The sequence below is a fragment of the Anaerolineales bacterium genome (genome assembly GCA_037382465.1).
GTDB lineage: Bacteria > Chloroflexota > Anaerolineae > Anaerolineales > E44-bin32 > WVZH01.
The window spans coordinates 23444-41150 of the sequence record JARRPX010000004.1 but is presented as its reverse complement, the minus strand read 5'-3'; the positions used below and the strand labels follow the sequence as shown (position 1 = coordinate 41150).

Here is a 17707-nt window from a genome sequence, read left to right as displayed (position 1 = left end):
GATGAGGCTCTCCGCTTTTAAGCTACCTTGGAATTGGATCGATGTTCTAATCAAGGGGGAAATATTTCGCCGCCTTCATAAACCCAGAGGTCGAAGAAATCCTGGAGATCGCAGGCGCAGACCGCTTCTGCGGCGTTTTGGAATTCTTCGGCGTGCATGAAACCGTAGCGATACTGTGCGTAGACGGCGGCAAGGAAGTCGTTGAAGCGATTGGTTCCCAATTTGTTGCGCAGCGCTTCGAGGAACAGGGTTCCCTTTTGGTAGACGAAGATAAAGTAATCGCTTTCACTCGCGTATTCCCCGACAGCGAGACCAATGGGTTGTGTGGCGTCGGGAACGGCACGCAGCCTGGCGCGGATGTCACTCAGGTAGCCGGTTCCCTGGCCCAAACCATACGCGCGCTCGTAGTAGAGCGCCTCCGCAAACGAAGCCATGGCTTCGTCCAGCCAGGGTTCACGAATCTGATCGTTTCCAAGCAGCGCGTAGAACCACTGGTGCGCAACTTCGTGAACCGTGGGCACAGTAACCCAATCTGTTCCCATGGTCCCGATGAATACCAGGCCGGGATATTCGATTCCCCCGAAAGCGTAGGGCGCGTCGACGAGATCGAGCTCTGGGTAGGGATATGGCCCGACGATTTCACTCAGCAGATTTACTTGAATCCGGGCCGCTCGTAGCGCAGTCTGTGCGCTCGCTGCGTGTTGGGGGAGTGCCCACACGTTTAAAGTCACCTCACCAGAAGTGCCGCTGGTTTTCTCCCATTGCCCGATGGCGAAGGCAAAGTCACGCACCGGACCGCTGATGTATTCGAAGCGTTGTTTCCCATCCGGTGTCGTTGTGCTCGAAATCTCAACCCCGGTAGCGACTACGATTTGGCCCACGGGCGTCGTGATGTTTACGGCGTAAAAGGCAGTTTCTGAACTGGTCGTGTCTCCGGCGGACGGCGCATCGATCGCATCCCATTCGCCGTCCACGAGCCTGGGGATCATGGGGTAGAACGTCGGTGCGAGGAGCACACCTTCCGTGATCCCCATACGTCTGGGCGATCCTTCGTGGAAGGAATCAACTTCGAGGGAGAAGGGAATGGTCAAGTCGACGCTTTCACCTCCTGCGAGGGACGGGCGCAAATCAATGCGCAACGCTTTTCCGTCCATAATGGCTTGCGGGATGGTGAGTTCTCCGTCGATCATGGCCGTCCCGGCCTGCATCTGCGCCTGGTACTGCTCGTCATTGGGCCAGAGCATCAACACGATGTTGGAAAGGTTTTTCTCGAGGGGATTGACATAGCGGATGCGGGCGATTCCTTCGATGTGGGCTTCGGTCGATCCGGGTTGGAAATCGACATCCAGCTCGATGTCGTAACGTGTGGCATCGGGGAAAACGTCAGCGTCGCTGACGAACTCGGGCAGCAGTGCGGATTGCTGCGTATGTTCGGAAATCGTCGGAGTCGCCGGGATCGAAGGGATCGCAGTCGGAGAGGCGGTCGGGGTGTACGTGGCTGGAAGCGAACGCGTCGCAAGAGGCGTTTCGGTTGCTCTGTGGAGAACATTTCCGAAATCCCCGATCCGGCTGCAGGCGGTTAGGTGGACGAGTAAAACCAATACGATGAATCGATAACGTCGCGACATTGCCCACCTCCACCGTGGAAGTGGTATTGTAGTGGTTTTGGCCTGATTTTCAATCTGTTGGAGCGGCTGTTTCTTTGGCCCGGGGAAGGATGAGGGTGAACGTCGATCCTTTATTTTCGGCGCTTTCCACGCTGATTTCCCCGCCGTTTACCTCTGCGAGTGTCTTCGAAATCGCCAGCCCCAGGCCGATCCCCTTCGGCTTGGTGGTGAAGAACGGTTCGAATATTGTCTGTATGTTCTGCGCGGCGATCCCCGATCCTGTGTCGTGAATGGCGAGCCGAACGTGATCATCCAGTTGGGATATCTCGATGTCCAGGTTTCCCCCTTCGGGCATCGCTTGATACGCATTGGTGAGCAGGTTGTTCAGCACCATTCCGATTTGTCGGCTGTCGATTTGTGCGGCCGGCGCCGAACCGTCGACCTTGGTGGTGATTCGTATCGAATCCGGTGTCGGGAGCCCTCCGAGAATTTCTTGCAGCAGCTCGCCGATATCGGTTTTCTCGAAGATAGGCACCGGCTCTCGGGAGTACTCCAACAAGTCAGTGATGGTCTTCTCGGATCGATTGACTTCGATCTCGATGATGTTGAGATATTCTCTCGTCGTGCCTTCATTTTGCGCGTGCGGGGTTTTTAGATAATAGACGGCATTGGAGATCACGCCCAGCGGGTTGCGTAGTTCGTGTGCGATTCCTCGAGCCAGCTGTCCGAGTTGGGCCATCTTCTCGCGCTGGATCAATTTCGCCTGCGTTTCACTGAGTTCTTCCGTGCGTTCCTCGATGAGCGTCTCGAGCCAGGCGGATTGGTCCTTCAGTGATTGTTCGTATTTCTTCTGCTTGGTAATGTCGGTAAAGATGGCGGCATAAAAGTTGGGTATGGGCGAGAAGGCGGCGACCTGAAAACAGCGTTCCAGGGTGGAAGAGTAGATCTCTTGCCGATCGGGTTCTCCGGTTTCCGCAACCTGGCAGTATATTTGTTCGAAGATCGTCTGCTCCGCCTCTGGGAGCACTTCGCGATTGCGTTTACCGACGACTTCGGATGCTTTAAGCCCCGTGAGTTCTTCGAAGGCGGGATTTACTTCGACGAATCGATAATCGATTTCGCCGTTTTCATCGTCGCAGACGACCTCGTGATAAGCGATGCCGTTCAGGGAGTTGTTGAATATCTGGCGATAGCGTTCCTCGAGGTGGGCGAGCGGTTTGAGCACGTAGCGTCGAATGTGAAGGTATTGAATGATGCAAATACAGGCGATGATGATGAGGAACAGGCCGGTCAGTTCCCAATGGCTGAGTGTGGGCATGACGCACTCCTATTTCTTCGAGCTCCTAAGCGGGAGCACCGCAAGCGGATCGCTGGTTCAACGACTACGGTTTCTCGGCTGTTCGTTCAAGTACATTTTGTAGTGCTGGATCGGCTGTGAGCTGCGATGATAAAGCGGTGGAAGGAAGTTGGTCGAAAAACCGCCTGACGCTGACGGCAGACGGCTGTGGCCTGGTGGGCGGAACAGGACTCGAACCTGCGACCTCTTCTGTGTAAGAGAAGCGCTCTAACCAACTGAGCTATCCGCCCGGACCTCAAATTATAGCTCGTGCCCTGCACAGGGTCAACGCGCGATCAAAATAAAACGCTCGCAAGGCCTCATTTCCAGATCGAGGACACTTTCCACTGTCAGTTGGAACACGTCAAGGCGGATTCAACAAATCTTGCATTACGCCTTGCGGCTTTGCCTGTAAACCCGCCTTGTGCTATAGTTTCCGCACTTTCTCGTGGAAGTATGGTGCTCGAACCGTGACCAATCTGCAAACTGACTCTGCATTCTCGTACGAAAACCGCATTCGTGAGGCTCGATCCGGGTTCTCACCGAGTTTTTTGCGCCTGGCCAACTTCCTGCTCGACTCGTACACCGAATCGGCTTTTCTCACGGCCACAGAGCTGGCGCATCTCATCGACATCGACCCGGGCACGGTGGTGCGATTCTCGCAGCATCTCGGCTATCGAGGCTATCCGGAACTGCAGGCCGAAATCCGTGATCGCGTCCGGCGGGAATGCTTCCTCGATCTGACCACCGAATCGAATACCCCTTCCGAAGCGGCCGCCAAGGCGCTGGACGAGGTAGTTCAAACCCTGAAAGCCGTGCAGCGCAGTTTTCCGGTCGAGCTGGCCAACAAATTCATTTCCCTGCTGGATGAAGTGGAGCGGATCATCTTGCTGACCGACGAGCACGCCCATCCTCCGGCCAACACCCTGGCTACTTACCTGGAAGCCGCCGGATATACGGTCCATTGCTCGAACGGCAGCCCGGCGGGATTGGCGCGCGCGGTCGCCGGCGCCCGCAAGCGGGACCTGGCGCTGGCAGTCTGCGTCTGCGACGAAACGCCCTTCATCGCCGCAGCGCTCGCCGGCGCGAAAGATGCCGGCGCCCGCACGGTCAGCCTCGTGGCTATTCCTTCTGCGGAAGCTGCTGTCTCCGCGGACCTCGTCCTTTCGGGATTCGCCCATCCCGACCCCGGAGTGGGGCAGATCGTCCTGGAAAGCATGGTCTATGCGCTGATCCGCATGCTCGCACACGCCCGCCCGGCGCGCTTTCGGAGAGCCGAGGAACGAGTCCAGGCCATGACCGAGCGTCTCGTCGGAAACAAGACCACCTGAATCCATGTCCTGTAGGCTGGATTTTTCTTCCTGGAAATGGCGTCGGCACGGGGGCCGACGTTTTCCGTAACATGCTCTGGCTGCTCCTGGTTCTGCTTGCTCTGCTGATCGCCCTCCTGGTGTGGGAGATCTGGATTTGCGAGGGCGTGCACCTTGGGCGGCGCTTCGTGGTTTTCCTCTACGATCTGGCGGCCACCCGCTACGAACAGATCAAGGAATTCGACCCCGATTGGGAAAAGCGATTTCTGGGAGAGCCGGTCGTCGGGACGCTGCGGTCATTGCAGGACGCGAAGATCCTGGATGTGGGCGCAGGCACTGGCCGCCTGGCGCGCCGGGTGCTTCCACTCGGCTCCTTCCAGGGCTCGATCGTCTGCCTCGATGCCTCCCGCAGAATGATCGCCCAGGGACGCCAACTGACGGACGACCATCGAGCCTGCTGGATGCAGGCCTGGTCCGTTCCGCTGCCGTTCCCGGACGGCGTCTTCGACATGGTCGTGAGTCTGGAGATGCTCGAGTTCACGCCGCAGCCGCTGGAGACGTTGGCCGAGATGGTGCGCGTGACTCAACCTGGTGGGTGGGTCGTGGTGACCAACCGCGTAGGATGGGAAGCGCCGTGGATTGTGGGGCACACCTACCCAAGCAGCGACTTCGCCGGCGTACTGAAGAGACTTGGCCTCGACTACGTCGAAATCCTGCACTGGCAGCTCGATTACGATCTGGCCTGGGCGCGTAAAGCTTATCTTTAGCACGACTCGGGCGATCTCCCGTACCGTATCAATACCCTTTCCACTGAACGATTTCGCACGGTTGAAATTCAATCACCAGGCCGAGTCCTTCTTGATGCGCGCACATGCAGATTGCAACCTTGCCGTGCGATCTGCGTATAGTGAATCAGAACGTAAATTTCAAGGAGGGACGCTATGTCGGGTGAATATAAGCGACTGTATCGATCCAGAGATGACCGTATGATTGCAGGCGTTTGCGCTGGAGTGGCCAATTATTTCGAATCCGATCCGACCCTGATCCGATTGTTGGCCGTGGTCGGACTCTTTGCCAACGCACCAGCGGCGGCGTTGACCTACGGGGTCATGATGGCCGTCGTGCCGGAAGCGCCGGTCGAAGAATCGCCGGTTAACTGAGCCGCTGCCGCGGCGGACCTGATCGAGGAAAGTGCGGACAATCCCCGGCAGGATCCTGCGTCGTAGACACGACCGGGATCCTGCTTTATTACTCCGGACGAGAAGGGCGCTTCATTACAACGGGCTCAAGGGGCGGAGTCGAAATACTCGAGTGTGATCTCCGAGATATCTTCATCGCTGATTCCGGCGAGGACCTGGAAGAAATCCCGCGCCGTGAGCAGCTTGCCATCGCCAAATTGCGCGTAAGCCTTTAAAAATTTGAAAAACGCTTCGTCGCCGATGCGCATGCGCAGGCCTTCGAGGAACCTCACGCCGCGGAGGTACACCGCGTCGACGTAGTCGCGGAAATCCTCGTAGTCATACACGCGGCCGTCGATCATGCCTTGCGGGTGGAAGATATCCACCCGGCGGTACCACCACCAATCGAGCCATTCGGGGTGGCGGAACTCGTAAAACAGGCGTTCGCTGTACGTAGCCAGGGCTTCGTCGAGCCAGGGTTCCGCGGCCTGATCGCTGCCGACCAGGGTGTGCCACCACTGGTGCGAAGTCTCGTGCGCCACCAGGGTGGTCAACCAGCCCGTGGGATACTCGTCGTAGCTGTCGAAGTAGGTCTGGTCGAGGAAGAAGAGACCGCTGGTTTCCAGCCCGTCGAAGAAATCGGCCTCGACGATGGTCAGGCCGTCGTAGGGGTAGGGCGTGAGAATCTCGTCGAACAGCGTCAGCGCTTCGACGGCCACCTTGACGGCGGTTTCGCCTGCCGCAGCGTGTTCGGGGAAGACGTAGGCGCGTACGTTCCAGGGACCTTCCTGCGCCGAGATGACTTCATATTCCTCGCTGGCCGAGAGGCTGAAGCAGCGGGCGGCCCGTAGCTCGAAGTGCAGTTCGCCGCCGATCTCCTGCGGCGCGGCGCTGGCGGCCAGGATCAACGCATGCACCGGGTCGGCCCAGGCCCATTCGACGTGGTAGTCGGCCACGTCGTAGGCCTGGTGTTCTCCGACGTAGGCCGGCGTGTGGACGAGCCATCCCTGCTGCGGGTCGTATGCCGGCAGGTAGGGATACCAGTCGGTGAAGTTGAATTGGCGCCCCGTGAAACCGAAGGCGCCGGCCGGTTCGGGCAGGTTCAGTTCGAAGCGCATCTGCAGCCCGACGCTTCTGCCCGGCGCGAGCGCTTCACGCAGCGGCAGGCGCAGCCCAATCCCTTCCAAACGCAGCCCGGACAGCGGCGCGCCGTCCGCCCAGCGGATGTCGTTCAATTGAAACGCTCCTTCCCAACGCAGGGGTTCCACCACGAAGAGCAGGTCGCTCAAGAAGACGCCGCTGCGGTTGACGTAGGTCACCCGTTCGCCGACATCCACGTGCTTGTTTTCGACGTCGAAAACGACGGACAGATCGTACTGCGTACGTGTGGGCGTTTCGGCGACCGCCGGCGTGGGTGGGATCGTGGCGCTGGTGGTGGGTGCACGGGCAAAGGTCGGGCTTACGGTCGCTGCGGGCGCCGGAGATTGCGCTTCAGGTGCGCAGGCGCTGAGCAAGAGCAGCAGCAACAGACTAAAGTAGATGCGATGGGACTGCAAGCGCATCTGGCGCTTCATCCGCGGCGAATGAGGCGCGCCGCGAGCCAGGCAAGAGTCATGGTGGGGATGACCTGCGTCCCGGGGATCAACTCCTCGATGACGGTCACCTGGCGCAGCGGGGTGAGGCCGAGCCGGCCCAGCAGCGGCCAGGCGATGGGCGCCGAGAGGAAATCCAGGCTGAAGTCGAGCAGATCGAGCATGAGCACCACGGTCAGAGGTGTGGCGCGCAGGGCTGTGAAGAAATCCGCATCCGGGGGGAGGGAGATGCGGCGTACGCTGCGCAGAATCCAGGCGGCGAGCAGTACGGTGAGGATCGATCCGGCGGCGATCGCGATCAGGAAGAACTGCAGCAGCGTGTTCCAGTCGATCTCAGCCAGGTCGTGAAGCGCAGCGATGGAACAATCGATGTGGGGCATGGATGGTCATCCTCCGGGGGCGTTCAGCGCGCGCAGTTTGCGCAGCGTCTCGAGCGAGGCGAGCACCAGGATGCGGCTGCCGGCTTCGAGCGCTTGTGAGTCGTCGGGATGGAAGCAGGAGCTGCCGTCCGTCTCGTAGCTGATGACGGAGAGATTCAATTCGCTTTCAAGATGGGAGACGTCCCAGCCCGCGAGCGCCGCTCCGGGCTGGATGGCGAATTCACAGAGATGCAGCAGTTCCTCGCCGACGTAGAAACTGTGGCGCACGTTCAAGCCCATGGCGGCGGAGGCGAAGATCGGTGCGGTAAGCGCCGAGGTGCTGATGGCGGTTTGGATACCGAAGCCGCTCTCGATGCGCCGCGCCAGGTCGCTGTCGAACATGCGCACCACAATGATGATCTCGGGATTGATCTCGCGGGCATCGAGGGCGATGTCCAGATTGGTCAGCTCGTCGTTGGTACAGGCGATGATGGCCTGCGCCCGCTCCACGCCGGCCTGGCGAATGTTCTCGGAGCGGCGCGCGTTGGCGATGATGAGCGGCACACCGAGGCGCTTCACTTTTTCGACGAAGCGCCCTTCGGGATCGATCTCGATGGCCACGATATCGCGGCCGAATTTCTGCAGTTCGAGGATCACGCGGTAGCCGACCTTGCCGATGCCGCAAACGATGATGTGGTTCTTATAGGTAGATGCCATCGCTGTTTGCCATTTCTGCCCTCGGGCTTGTTTGCTGAGCAGGGCGCCGCTGAAGCGCAGCACGCCGTCCGCGGCGACCGCCAGGCCGAGGATGGGAATGATGAAGTAGAGCGCCTGCAGCGCCGTTTGCCGGGGATAGGGAAGCTGGATGTCGAAGAAGATCATGGAGAAAGCGGCGTACAGCGCCCGGCTGAACTCCGGGTGCTGCCCGCTGTCCGGGTAGGTGTAGAAGAGGTGCAGCAGCAGACCGCCGCCGAAGACGATGAGCGCGAAGAACAGCAGCGAGCCGCGGAACTCCTGGAAGAGCACGCTGGCGTCGCGCAGTTGGGCGCGTAGGAAACGGGCTCGTGAACGGGTCATAAGCTCAAGGGCTCCGGACGTCAGTCGATCTCAACTCTGAGAAATAAACTATGATTCGACGGTTTTCGCGGGACATGACAGACGAATCGTTCAGTTGGTGTGGATGATCGGTGACTACGGCAGCCACTCCAGCTTGACCGTCCGACCTCCAGAACCTCCCAGACCTAAAAAGGGTACCGGATAACTGGGTGGTACCACAGTAAACCGCCTGTCGATCGTAAAATCGCGTTCCAGCCTGCCGGCGGGACCCATGCCGAATGGCATGTACCAGGGAACCGGCTTGCAATCGTCGGAATCGCCGCAGATGCGAGACCCCTTTTTGCACGGGATCAGCATTTGTCCCGATTCCCATTTCTCCGTGTAGGCGATGGTGATCACGCCGCCTGCGCAGGAGCCCGTGATCGTCGGTGTGAAACTGAATTTTTGGCTGACCGGCTCATCGTCCTTCATGCACTCCGGCCACACGATCGTGAAGGTCGCGTTTTGCGGCCCGAGGTTTTCGAACTTCAACGTCCCGGTGAGTGTATCCGTCCCGACGTCTTCCGAGGGTGTGTACGCGGCGGTGAACACGAAGTTTTGCCGCAGCGTGATATGCGGACCCTGCGGCGGCGACCATGTGAGATTGTAGTCGACTTCGAAGGCGGCGCGATCGTCTTTCGATTCTTCGCCGGTGGGGCAGATCAAGGAAGGAAAATCCCGGCCGCCGGCTTCTCCCGCGCCCGACGTGCCGCCGCCGGAACCGCCAAGCGGTTGTTCCTGCGTGGCCAGGTTCGAGCCCGACCCTTCAGACTGGGCGGCCACTCCGGGGAATTCACATGCGCTGAGCGCCAGCATCAGGACGAGGCAGATGGCCGTAAGCAGCGCGGTTCGTGCGGGACGGAATGCGGACTTCATGCGGACCTCCCAGGATGTTCAATTTCTCGTTGCTTCGGAACACCCGTTGTTTATCATAAACCCTTTTCGGCGCGGGAACAATCCGGTCGACCTGGACGGGCATCCGCATGAGGACAAGCTTGCTATTCCGGGGGGCTGCTTACGTGCGATCCGGGATCCGCCGCGCCCATTCTCTGGCGCGTTCGAGTTCGCCCTCCACCAGCGGTCCTTCCATACCCTCTACGTAGAAACCTTCGGGCGGCAGGACCATCTTTCCACCTTTTCTGGATAACATCCGGCCGATGGGTTTGGCGGCGTAGCCAAAGATGCGTACGAAGAAGGCCAGCACGCCGTGCGACTCGATCTCCTCGAGCGTCAGGCGCGTGTCGAAGGCCGCCGCGCGTACGCCTTCGAGACTTCCGGCGGGGAGCGATTTGAGGAAAGTAGTGATGGGCAGGGTGGGGCGGAAGCGCTGCGTGGGCGAGCCGGCGATGAGGGTGTCGAGATTTTCGAAATGCTGCGGGGTGACATCCGCAACGTGCAGGACATGCACCGCTCCGGACGTTTCCAGCGCCTCGCCGATGGCCTGGGCGACGCGCTGTGTGTTACCGAATTGGGAGTCGTATACCACGAGTGTATTCATAGGGTCATTGTTCCGCGTTCATCATTTTGCGTGTTCTCCGCCGGGCAATTGAAAATCCCGCCGGACTTGGCGGGATTCTATCATTCACCAAGATGCGCCGTACAGGAATCGAACCTGAGTTGCTTGGGCAGGAAATGCCTCTGAGAATGGGAAAGAACAGGAAATATAAAAGTGCGCCGTACAGGAATCGAACCTGTAACCTTGGGCTTAAAAGGCCCCTGCTCTGCCAATTGAGCTAACGGCGCGCTGTGCTCGATTGTAACACCGCCGTTTTCACCGCGTCAACCAAAAATAATTTCTCGTATTGCTGTATACGGGGGAGGGAATTTCTTTTTACTGGGATCGAACCTGAGTTGCTTGGGCTTACACGCGCCGCCGATCGAGCCGACGCGAGTTGCGGCCGGTTTGTCGACCGGCCGCAGCCCGTCAATTTGTGAACCGCCCGGCTTACTCCGTCAGTGGTTTCGGCTCGAGGTCTGCATCTTCTCCCATGGGACCGACAAGCTTCAACGTCCAACTGTACTCCGCCTTGAACTGCGCCAGATTAACGGTGGTTCCGGCCTTGTCGCCGTTCTTGGTCAACTTGAAGTCCCAGTCGATGCTGGGTGCCGGGAAGGCCGAGTCGGTGTATGTGATCGGCGCTTTGCCGGGGCATTCGGTCGAGCGGGTGTAGTACTCGAACTCCTCAACGATGCTCAGTGAAGCGGTATCGCCGCTGCAGGTCCCCGTCACATGAACGGAAATATCTCCCCAGCCGGATATCGTGCATGATCCGCTCTTCCCCTCGATCACATAGGGGAGAACATCCGAAGCCGAAAGCACGCCATCTTTGCTGATGACGAAGGGGATCACGTTGGCGCCCTCTTCACTTTTTATCCTTTCGGTGTACTTGCCCTTGTCGTCTTCGGCGGTCATGGTGTAGACGACCTCCAGATTGAACAACGTAGGCTCGTCGGGGCAATCGACGAAGGTGCGCAGGTCGATCTCGTCCAAGGCTCCTTCTTCACCCGCCTGATCGGAGGCTCCGGAGAGGTCGATTTCGTCCAACGCTCCGCCTTCTCCTTCCCCGCCTGCCTGATCGGAACCCTGGCCCTCTCTGGCCGACTGGGTAGAACATCCTACGACCAGCGCCAGGCTGGCGATCAGAACGAGAACGAGCACGAATAGGGTCCGATGTTGTTTCATCCGTTTGCCTCCTGTCTGTCCATCCGCTAATCAAGCGGAGTAGGGTAAGGGGAGCCGGAGAAATGCCCGTCATTTGCGGGGTGTCTGAGGCACGATCCAGGACTCGAACCTGCGTTGCCTGGGCTTAAAAGCCCCTGCTCTGCCGATTGAGTTAACCATACCCGATTGTAACACCGGCGTTTTTACCGCGTCAACCAGGAGCAGTCTCACTTTACGCTTCGTGGTGAGGGGGAATTTGTTCTGTGTATGAGAATCGAATCCGAGTTGCCCGGGCTTACAAGTCTGCCAATTGCGTTGACCAGGCCCGCTTGGAATATCAGCCGCATGCAGCCATCGACGTGCGGCATGGTTCTCGACGACGTCTGAGCGATGTTATTCTGATATCGGTGGGAGAGGTTCCGGAGGTTCCGGTCTTTCGTCCGGTCCTTCGTCGCCCGAATATGCTTTCAAGGTCCAGCGGAATGCATAGCGTATCTGTTCCAGGTTCATTCCCTCCGTAACCAGGTCGCCTGCCGTGGATAGGAGGAATTCGCCGTCCAGGCTGGGCGCCGGGAAATCTGCGTCGGATCTCGTAATCGGCGCCTGTCCGGGACATTTGATGGTCTGCGACCAGCTTTCGTACGTTCCCAGGACTTCGAGGTAGGCTTTCTCGCCTCGGCATGTGCCTCCGACTTCCAGCCGGATGGCGCCGTCGCCGGTGATGAAGCAATCGTCACTCTCTCCTTCGATGACGATCGGGACGATGGCATCGTAAACTTGTTCCACACCCGACTTGGAGATATTCAATACCACATAATTCAAATTCAAATCCCCCTCGTTTTGCGTGTGCTGGGTGTAATGACGCCCCTCCTCGTCTTCGACGTAGAGCGAGAAGTCGACGAACAAGGCGAATGCGCGCGGGGTATCCGGACAGGGGAAGTAGCTCGTAAAATCGTATCCTTCAATATTCTCATCCCCGGCTTCCTCCGAATCTGAGGAATCCGATCCTCCATCTCCCTCATCCACTGCGCTCTGGGTTCCTGCGGCCTTCTGGATGCTGCAGGAGATGATCAGTATTCCGATGAGGAACAAAAAGCCGACGCGTTTGCAAAGCCGATGCGTACGCACTGCGGATAAGGTGGACATGCCCACCTTCCTTTCACTGGATTCGAGAATGCGCGGACGTACCTACGATAGGGAAATTCGCGGGACTTGTCAACATCCCTCGCAGAAGCGGGCTATAATGCGCACGTGGCACGACACGTCTACCTCTCGCCCCACCTGGACGACGCCGTGTTTTCCTGCGGCGGGCTGATCGCCTGCCAGACATCGGCCGGCGAATCGGTCACGGTGCTCACCGTCTGCGCCGGCGGTCCGCCGCCGGGGGAACTCTCTCCCTTCGCACGGCAGCTGCACGCGCGCTGGAATGCGGACCGGGCGCCCATCGACGTACGGCGGTCGGAGGATCTGGCCGCATGCGAACGCCTGTGTGCCGGGTCGATCCACCTCGAAATCCCCGACGCGATCTATCGTAAGGCTCCAAACGGCACGCCGCTGTATCCCGCTGAAGCATTCATCTTCGGCGCGCTGCACGAGATTGAAAGCGATCTGGTCGATGAATTGGCGGGGAAACTGGCGCGTCACGTCCCTGCCGGTGCGTATCTCTACTGCCCGTCGGGGTTCGGCGGCCACGTCGATCACCGTCTCACCCGCCGCGCCGCGGAAAGCTTGAAACGGGCGATGCGTTATTACGCCGATTTTCCCTACGCCGCCCGCGGCGAGCTTCTGCCGGACGAGTTGGGTCCGCCGCAGGGGAAGAAGCAAGTTTTCGAGCTCGAATCGGGGGACATCGAGGCCTGGGTGGCGGCGAGCGCCGCGTATCGATCGCAGCTTTCGACCTTTTGGGCGGACGAAAACGAGCTGCGCGCCGAGCTGACCGGGTTTACGGCCCGGAATCGTGGGCTGCAGCTCATCGTCCAGCGCCGCTAGCGCTTAAAGTGCATAATTCGACCAGGTTTGTGGGTTTCGTGACTTTTAACTTGCTGGACAGTAGACCCAAGTTATGCTATTATCCTGCCGCAAGAGAAATAGATTCGGGCTGAGAGTATCCTCTCAGTTCTTTTATTCTAACCGTGTCCTGCCCCGCGAGGCAGGTCGTAACGTTTGAGGTAGGAAGAACGATGGCGAATTCCGCAGTCTATCTTACGTCCGAAGGACAGAAGAAGCTCGAGGATGAACTCGAACATCTGCGCACGGTCAAGCGCCATGAAGTGGCACATCGGCTGCACGAAGCCATGGAAGACGGCGAGTTGATCGAAAACGCAGAGTACGAAGCCGCCAAAAACGAACAGGCCTTCATCGAAGGCCGCATACTCGAGCTTGAGCGCATGCTCGCCAAGGCACAGTTGATCAAACCGTCCAAGAAAAAGGACGTTGTACAAATCGGCAGCACCGTCGTGGTCAAACAGGACGGAGAGAAGAGCGAAACGTACACGATCGTCGGGGTGGCGGAAGCCAACCCAAAAGACGGGTTGATCTCCAACGAATCTCCCCTGGGGCAAGCGTTGTTGGACCAGGCCGTGGGGGATGAGATCGAAGTGCAGGCGCCGGCCGGCACGCTGTCCTTCCGCATCGAAAAAATCAAGTAATCTGGTGATTTCCCCAAGCGCCCCGCGTCTGGTTTGCCGTGCGGGGCGTTTTTTCGTGTACACTTAGCCTGGAATGGATCCCGAGCGGGTGCGTTCGGGGCGTAGAAGAAGGATGATTTTAAGCATGACGAAATGGAACGATCTCGAACGGGTTCGCCTGGAGAAGCTGGAACGCCTGCGGGAGGCGGGTATGGAGCCGTATCCCAACCGAGTCGAACGCACGCACACCACGGCGGAAGCGATTCAGGCCTTCGAGGCCGCGGACGAGGACGAAACCGTCGAAGCCACGGTGGTCGGCAGGCTGCGTTCGATCCGCGCCATGGGCAAGTCGACCTTCGCCCACATCGAGGACGGCGCCGGCAGGCTGCAGCTCTATCTGCGCGCAGACGAGCTGGGCGCGGAAGTGTTCGACCGTTTCAACGACGAATTCGATCTGGGCGATTTCATCCAGGCGCACGGAAAGCTGTTCCGCACACGCACGGGGGAGGTAACTCTGCGCGTCGACGGCTACCGCATGCTGGCCAAGGGAATCACGCCGCTGCCGGCGACGAAGGAAGAAGAGGTCGACGGTGAGCGCGTGGTCCATAGCGCCTTTTCCGATACGGAGGCGCGCTATCGGGAGCGCTACGCCGATCTGGTGGTCAATCCCGAGGTGCGCGAGATCTTCCACTTGCGCATGCGAATCGTGCGCGCCCTGCAGCAGTTTCTCGACGAGCATGGTTTCCTCGAGGTCGAGACGCCCATCCTGCAGCCGATCTACGGCGGCGCAGCGGCGCAGCCTTTCATGACGCACCACAACCAGCTGCATCAGGATCTCTTCCTGCGCATTTCTTTCGAGCTGTATCTCAAACGCCTGCTCGTCGGGGGGTTCGAGCGTGTCTACGAGATCGGACGCGATTTCCGCAACGAGGGCGTGTCTTTCAAGCACAATCCCGAATTCACGCAGCTCGAGTTCTACATGGCCTACGCCGATTACAAGGACGTGATGGAGCTTACCGAGCGGATGGTGGCTTTCACCGCCGAACGGGCGACGGGATCAGCGCAGATCGAGTACAAAGGTGAAGCGATCGATTTAAACCCGCCCTGGAAGCGCATCGAACTGCGTCAGGCGTTGATCGACGCGGCCGAAATCGACATCGCCAAACACGTCGATGCGCAGAGTCTGCGAAAGGCGATGGAAGCCCGCGGTCACGAGCCGTCGAAGACCTCTTCGCGCGGCAAATTGATCGAAGCGCTGCTGAGCAAGTACGTGGAACCCAATTTGATCCAGCCGACTTTCATCTACGATTACCCGCGGGACATCTCGCCGCTGGCGAAATCGATACCCGGCGATCCGCAGACCGTCGAGCGCTTCGAGGGCTTCGCAGGCGGCATGGAGTTGTGCAACGCGTTCACCGAGTTGAACGATCCTATGGATCAGGAACAGCGTTTCCTCGAGATGGGCCGCATCTACGCCGCCGGTGACGAGGAACGTCATCCCATGGACGAGGATTACCTGCGGGCGATGGCTTATGGCATGCCGCCCTGCGGGGGATTCGGCATGGGCGTCGACCGCCTGACCATGCTGCTGAGCGACAAATCGTCGATCCGCGAGGTGATCCTCTTCCCGCACCTGCGCAGCAAGGACCGGGAGTAGGGCAGGCGGGCTGCTTGATGTTGGGTTTCGGTTCCCTCAACCCGACCTACGCGCTGCGGGCTGCACCTTTTTCTTCGGCGTCCGTCTGCAGATAGAGCAGATCCGCCGAACGCGACCAGACGATCAATCCCAGCGTCACGCCGAACCAGAGCGTGGCGAAGCGAATCAGCAGCGTGGCTGCAGCGGCGGTGCTGGCGGGGATGTCCAGGAGCAGCGTGAGCATGCCGGCGGCGCTGGCTTCGAAGGCGCCCAGCCCTCCCGGCAAGGCCGAGACGGCGCCGATCACCGTTGAAAACGAGAGCACGAAGACCGCCACGGAGAGCGTCTCCCATCCGCCCGGAACTCCCAGGCCCACAAGCACGATGTACATCGCCAGACCTTCCCCCAGCCAGGCGGCGCTGCCCAGCACGATGGCAGTGATTGTGGCGCGCGGGCGGAAGAGGGCGTAGATGCCCTCGTAGAATTCGTGCAGGTGGTGCGCCAGGCGCTGGATCAAAGGCAGGCGTTCGGCGAAGCCGAGCAGGGCCAGCGCCAGCGGCCGGATCTGGGATATGATGATGCCCGCCAGCAAGATACCCAGCACGACGGCGAAGGCCGGCCAGTAGCGGGGATAGGCGATCACGCCCAGCGTGGAGAGCGCCAGGACGGCCAGGCCGTCGCTGATACGTTCGGCGAGCACCACGGTTACGCCGCGCGCCGTGGGGATGCCGGTTTTATTCTGCAGCCAGACCGCCTTGAGCGCTTCGCCCACCTTGCCGGGGGTCACGGCGAGTGGGAAACCGGCGACGAAGAGCCTGGCGCTTTGACGCAGTGAAAGATTGTGCTCGCCGATCTGACCCAGGTAGAAGTGCCACTTGAAAAAGCGCAGGATGTAATTGAACAGCGTGCCGGCCAGGATGAGGGGTGTGTAGGTCCATTTAAAATTGGCGAACTGGGCACCGACCTGGCGGATATCGCCGATCAGCCCCAGTCCGAGGAAGACCAGAAAGCCGAAGATCAGGCCGACGGCGAGGCGCCGGCGGATCGATTTCAAGCGCATCAACGCAACAGGAAGAAGCCCAGAACGACCGCTGCGAGCACGGCCAGGCCGACGATGGCCTGAATTACCGTTTTCGGTTCCATCCCGGGCATGACCACGTTGCCATCGCCGTAACGCTTGAAGAGCTGTCCCCAGCGGGTCTTCAGGGCGGCGGCGACGCGCTTTCGTCCGATGAAGGGATACCAGTAAACGTTGTGGTAGAAGTTGCTGGCGAAATACGACCAGGGCACCAACGGACTTTGCAGGAGGACTTTTTCGAAGGGCTTGAGTGGTCCATGGTAGATCATTTTCTGGCCGCGGCTGGCGAAGGTGTCTCCTTTCTCAAACTCCCAGGGCTCTTCCTGCTCGATGTCGTACCCGGCGATTTCGATCTGCGAGGGGTCGCCGATGCCCAGATCGAGTTCGTGGGCGCGGCGGATGAAACGCAGTTTCATGGGATCGAATCCCTGCAGTTTGGCGGACACGGCGTCGATGGCCACCTGGTCTGCGGAGGCGAGCAGTATGTCCTTCTCGTGCCAGTGCATGGCGCGAGGACCGGGTCCGTCGCCGGCGAAGGTGCCGTCCATCATGGCAAACAGTCCGGGGTGGATGTCCTGCTGGATCATGAGCAGGTCGACGAGCGTGTCGTGGATCACGGCGTGGGTCCAGTGGCGGTTGCGATGCAGCAATCCGCCGAAGGCGTTTTTCATGGCGCCGGTGATGGTGGTGAAGACGTGGGTCTTGACCGTGGGCAGCTGCACGATGTTCAAGCCGACGAGCGCCTTGGGTATGAAGACCCCGTCCGGATAGACCTTGTCGAGTACGAGGAAGGGTTTCTTGGGTTTGTACTCGAACCACTCGAAATCCTCTTCGTAGAGGTAGATGCAGGGCACGTTGTGTTTGTCGGTCACGAAGCGGTGTTTGTTGTTGAACTCTCCGACGCGGGTATCGACGACCACGGTGTCGTTATGTACGCCGACCAGGTCGTCGTAGCCGCTGCCGCGCAAGGTCTGGATCACGCCTTCGAGCTGCCAGGGCTCGGTGGAGCAGGCGGGATACCAGGTTTGCCAGGAGATGTTGATTTTCAAGCCAGTGCGGTTGCCTTTGGGCAGGGCGGATTCGAAATGCGCCAGGCGCATGACCTTGTCGATGTCTTCCAAGATGGTCTCGGGCGACGTCTTCACGGCCGCTACGAGGCCTTTGCCGGAAAAATCTGCCATGTGTTCCTCCTTACTGCGCTAGAATTCTATCGCATCCCGATGCGTT

The 17707-nt window shown here is 59.5% G+C and carries 17 protein-coding genes and 2 tRNA genes; 6 read left to right on the top strand and 13 right to left on the bottom strand.

Annotated elements, in window-relative coordinates; genetic code table 11:
• Positions 1 to 50: 50 nt before the first annotated feature.
• The 3 genes from P8Z34_02220 to P8Z34_02210 form a co-directional block, all read right to left on the bottom strand.
• Complete coding sequence (locus P8Z34_02220; protein ID MEJ2549480.1) at positions 51 to 1628, bottom strand: M1 family metallopeptidase; 1578 nt, start codon at positions 1626 to 1628, stop codon at positions 51 to 53.
• Between the two features lie 49 nt (positions 1629 to 1677).
• Positions 1678 to 2925, bottom strand: coding sequence for an ATP-binding protein (locus P8Z34_02215; GenBank protein MEJ2549479.1), 1248 nt, complete (start codon positions 2923 to 2925; stop codon positions 1678 to 1680).
• 192 nt (positions 2926 to 3117) lie between these two features.
• Positions 3118 to 3194 (bottom strand) — tRNA-Val (locus P8Z34_02210).
• Positions 3195 to 3413: 219 nt separating this feature from the next.
• On the opposite strand from P8Z34_02210, the gene P8Z34_02205 reads away from it, so the two are divergent.
• The 3 genes from P8Z34_02205 (at position 3414) to P8Z34_02195 (ending at position 5413) form a co-directional block, all read left to right on the top strand.
• Entirely contained in the window at positions 3414 to 4274 is an 861-nt protein-coding gene (locus tag P8Z34_02205; protein MEJ2549478.1) for a MurR/RpiR family transcriptional regulator, read from the top strand.
• A 71-nt stretch (positions 4275 to 4345) separates the two neighbouring features.
• Positions 4346 to 5020 carry a class I SAM-dependent methyltransferase gene (locus P8Z34_02200; GenBank protein MEJ2549477.1) on the top strand — a complete coding sequence of 225 codons (675 nt, stop codon included), beginning with the start codon at positions 4346 to 4348 and terminating at the stop codon, positions 5018 to 5020.
• A 174-nt stretch (positions 5021 to 5194) separates the two neighbouring features.
• On the top strand, positions 5195 to 5413 hold the full coding sequence (locus P8Z34_02195) for a PspC domain-containing protein (protein MEJ2549476.1): 219 nt from the start codon (positions 5195 to 5197) through the stop codon (positions 5411 to 5413).
• A 125-nt stretch (positions 5414 to 5538) separates the two neighbouring features.
• On the opposite strand, the gene P8Z34_02190 is transcribed toward P8Z34_02195, so the two are convergent.
• The 8 genes from P8Z34_02190 to P8Z34_02155 form a co-directional block, all read right to left on the bottom strand.
• Positions 5539 to 6993, bottom strand: a complete 1455-nt coding sequence (locus P8Z34_02190) for a M1 family aminopeptidase (protein MEJ2549475.1) — start codon at positions 6991 to 6993, stop codon at positions 5539 to 5541.
• Positions 6994 to 7001: 8 nt separating this feature from the next.
• Positions 7002 to 7403 (bottom strand): hypothetical protein, encoded by a 402-nt coding sequence (locus tag P8Z34_02185; protein MEJ2549474.1) that lies wholly within the window; start codon positions 7401 to 7403, stop codon positions 7002 to 7004.
• A gap of 6 nt (positions 7404 to 7409) precedes the next feature.
• The gene (locus tag P8Z34_02180; GenBank protein MEJ2549473.1) at positions 7410 to 8459 is read right to left on the bottom strand and encodes an NAD-binding protein; all 1050 of its coding nucleotides are present in this window, start codon (positions 8457 to 8459) and stop codon (positions 7410 to 7412) included.
• Positions 8460 to 8573: 114 nt separating this feature from the next.
• Positions 8574 to 9353, bottom strand: coding sequence for a hypothetical protein (locus tag P8Z34_02175; GenBank protein ID MEJ2549472.1), 780 nt, complete (start codon positions 9351 to 9353; stop codon positions 8574 to 8576).
• A 139-nt stretch (positions 9354 to 9492) separates the two neighbouring features.
• Positions 9493 to 9975 carry a flavodoxin family protein gene (locus P8Z34_02170; protein MEJ2549471.1) on the bottom strand — a complete coding sequence of 161 codons (483 nt, stop codon included), beginning with the start codon at positions 9973 to 9975 and terminating at the stop codon, positions 9493 to 9495.
• 172 nt (positions 9976 to 10147) lie between these two features.
• Positions 10148 to 10220, bottom strand: a tRNA-Lys gene (locus P8Z34_02165).
• 202 nt (positions 10221 to 10422) lie between these two features.
• Entirely contained in the window at positions 10423 to 11160 is a 738-nt protein-coding gene (locus P8Z34_02160) for a hypothetical protein (GenBank protein MEJ2549470.1), read from the bottom strand.
• 372 nt (positions 11161 to 11532) lie between these two features.
• The gene (locus tag P8Z34_02155) at positions 11533 to 12285 is read right to left on the bottom strand and encodes a hypothetical protein (protein ID MEJ2549469.1); all 753 of its coding nucleotides are present in this window, start codon (positions 12283 to 12285) and stop codon (positions 11533 to 11535) included.
• Between the two features lie 66 nt (positions 12286 to 12351).
• On the opposite strand from P8Z34_02155, the gene P8Z34_02150 reads away from it, so the two are divergent.
• The 3 genes from P8Z34_02150 to lysS all read left to right on the top strand — a co-directional run bounded on the left by P8Z34_02150 (position 12352) and on the right by lysS (position 15423).
• A complete protein-coding gene (locus P8Z34_02150) occupies positions 12352 to 13128 on the top strand; it encodes a PIG-L family deacetylase (protein ID MEJ2549468.1) in 777 nt (258 codons plus the stop codon).
• Positions 13129 to 13319: 191 nt separating this feature from the next.
• Positions 13320 to 13787, top strand: coding sequence for a transcription elongation factor GreA (greA, locus tag P8Z34_02145; protein MEJ2549467.1), 468 nt, complete (start codon positions 13320 to 13322; stop codon positions 13785 to 13787).
• A gap of 124 nt (positions 13788 to 13911) precedes the next feature.
• Positions 13912 to 15423, top strand: a complete 1512-nt coding sequence (lysS, locus tag P8Z34_02140; GenBank protein MEJ2549466.1) for a lysine--tRNA ligase — start codon at positions 13912 to 13914, stop codon at positions 15421 to 15423.
• A gap of 46 nt (positions 15424 to 15469) precedes the next feature.
• On the opposite strand, the gene P8Z34_02135 is transcribed toward lysS, so the two are convergent.
• Positions 15470 to 16462, bottom strand: a complete 993-nt coding sequence (locus tag P8Z34_02135; GenBank protein MEJ2549465.1) for a lysylphosphatidylglycerol synthase transmembrane domain-containing protein — start codon at positions 16460 to 16462, stop codon at positions 15470 to 15472.
• A complete protein-coding gene (locus P8Z34_02130; protein ID MEJ2549464.1) occupies positions 16462 to 17661 on the bottom strand; it encodes a DUF362 domain-containing protein in 1200 nt (399 codons plus the stop codon). Before P8Z34_02130 ends, P8Z34_02135 begins: the two co-directional genes overlap by 1 nt.
• Between the last annotated feature and the right edge of the window lie 46 nt (positions 17662 to 17707).

What these genes read in the sequence shown, in the direction of transcription:
- lysS (MEJ2549466.1), top strand. Translation starts at nt 13,912, where the DNA reads ATGACGAAATGGAACGATCTCGAACGGGTTCGCCTGGAGAAGCTGGAA.
- P8Z34_02160 (MEJ2549470.1), bottom strand. Translation starts at nt 11,160, where the DNA reads ATGAAACAACATCGGACCCTATTCGTGCTCGTTCTCGTTCTGATCGCC.
- P8Z34_02185 (MEJ2549474.1), bottom strand. Translation starts at nt 7,403, where the DNA reads ATGCCCCACATCGATTGTTCCATCGCTGCGCTTCACGACCTGGCTGAG.
- P8Z34_02220 (MEJ2549480.1), bottom strand. Translation starts at nt 1,628, where the DNA reads ATGTCGCGACGTTATCGATTCATCGTATTGGTTTTACTCGTCCACCTA.
- P8Z34_02170 (MEJ2549471.1), bottom strand. Translation starts at nt 9,975, where the DNA reads ATGAATACACTCGTGGTATACGACTCCCAATTCGGTAACACACAGCGC.
- greA (MEJ2549467.1), top strand. Translation starts at nt 13,320, where the DNA reads ATGGCGAATTCCGCAGTCTATCTTACGTCCGAAGGACAGAAGAAGCTC.
- P8Z34_02180 (MEJ2549473.1), bottom strand. Translation starts at nt 8,459, where the DNA reads ATGACCCGTTCACGAGCCCGTTTCCTACGCGCCCAACTGCGCGACGCC.
- P8Z34_02190 (MEJ2549475.1), bottom strand. Translation starts at nt 6,993, where the DNA reads ATGCGCTTGCAGTCCCATCGCATCTACTTTAGTCTGTTGCTGCTGCTC.
- P8Z34_02215 (MEJ2549479.1), bottom strand. Translation starts at nt 2,925, where the DNA reads ATGCCCACACTCAGCCATTGGGAACTGACCGGCCTGTTCCTCATCATC.
- P8Z34_02175 (MEJ2549472.1), bottom strand. Translation starts at nt 9,353, where the DNA reads ATGAAGTCCGCATTCCGTCCCGCACGAACCGCGCTGCTTACGGCCATC.
- P8Z34_02195 (MEJ2549476.1), top strand. Translation starts at nt 5,195, where the DNA reads ATGTCGGGTGAATATAAGCGACTGTATCGATCCAGAGATGACCGTATG.
- P8Z34_02200 (MEJ2549477.1), top strand. Translation starts at nt 4,346, where the DNA reads ATGCTCTGGCTGCTCCTGGTTCTGCTTGCTCTGCTGATCGCCCTCCTG.
- P8Z34_02155 (MEJ2549469.1), bottom strand. Translation starts at nt 12,285, where the DNA reads ATGTCCACCTTATCCGCAGTGCGTACGCATCGGCTTTGCAAACGCGTC.
- P8Z34_02130 (MEJ2549464.1), bottom strand. Translation starts at nt 17,661, where the DNA reads ATGGCAGATTTTTCCGGCAAAGGCCTCGTAGCGGCCGTGAAGACGTCG.
- P8Z34_02135 (MEJ2549465.1), bottom strand. Translation starts at nt 16,462, where the DNA reads ATGCGCTTGAAATCGATCCGCCGGCGCCTCGCCGTCGGCCTGATCTTC.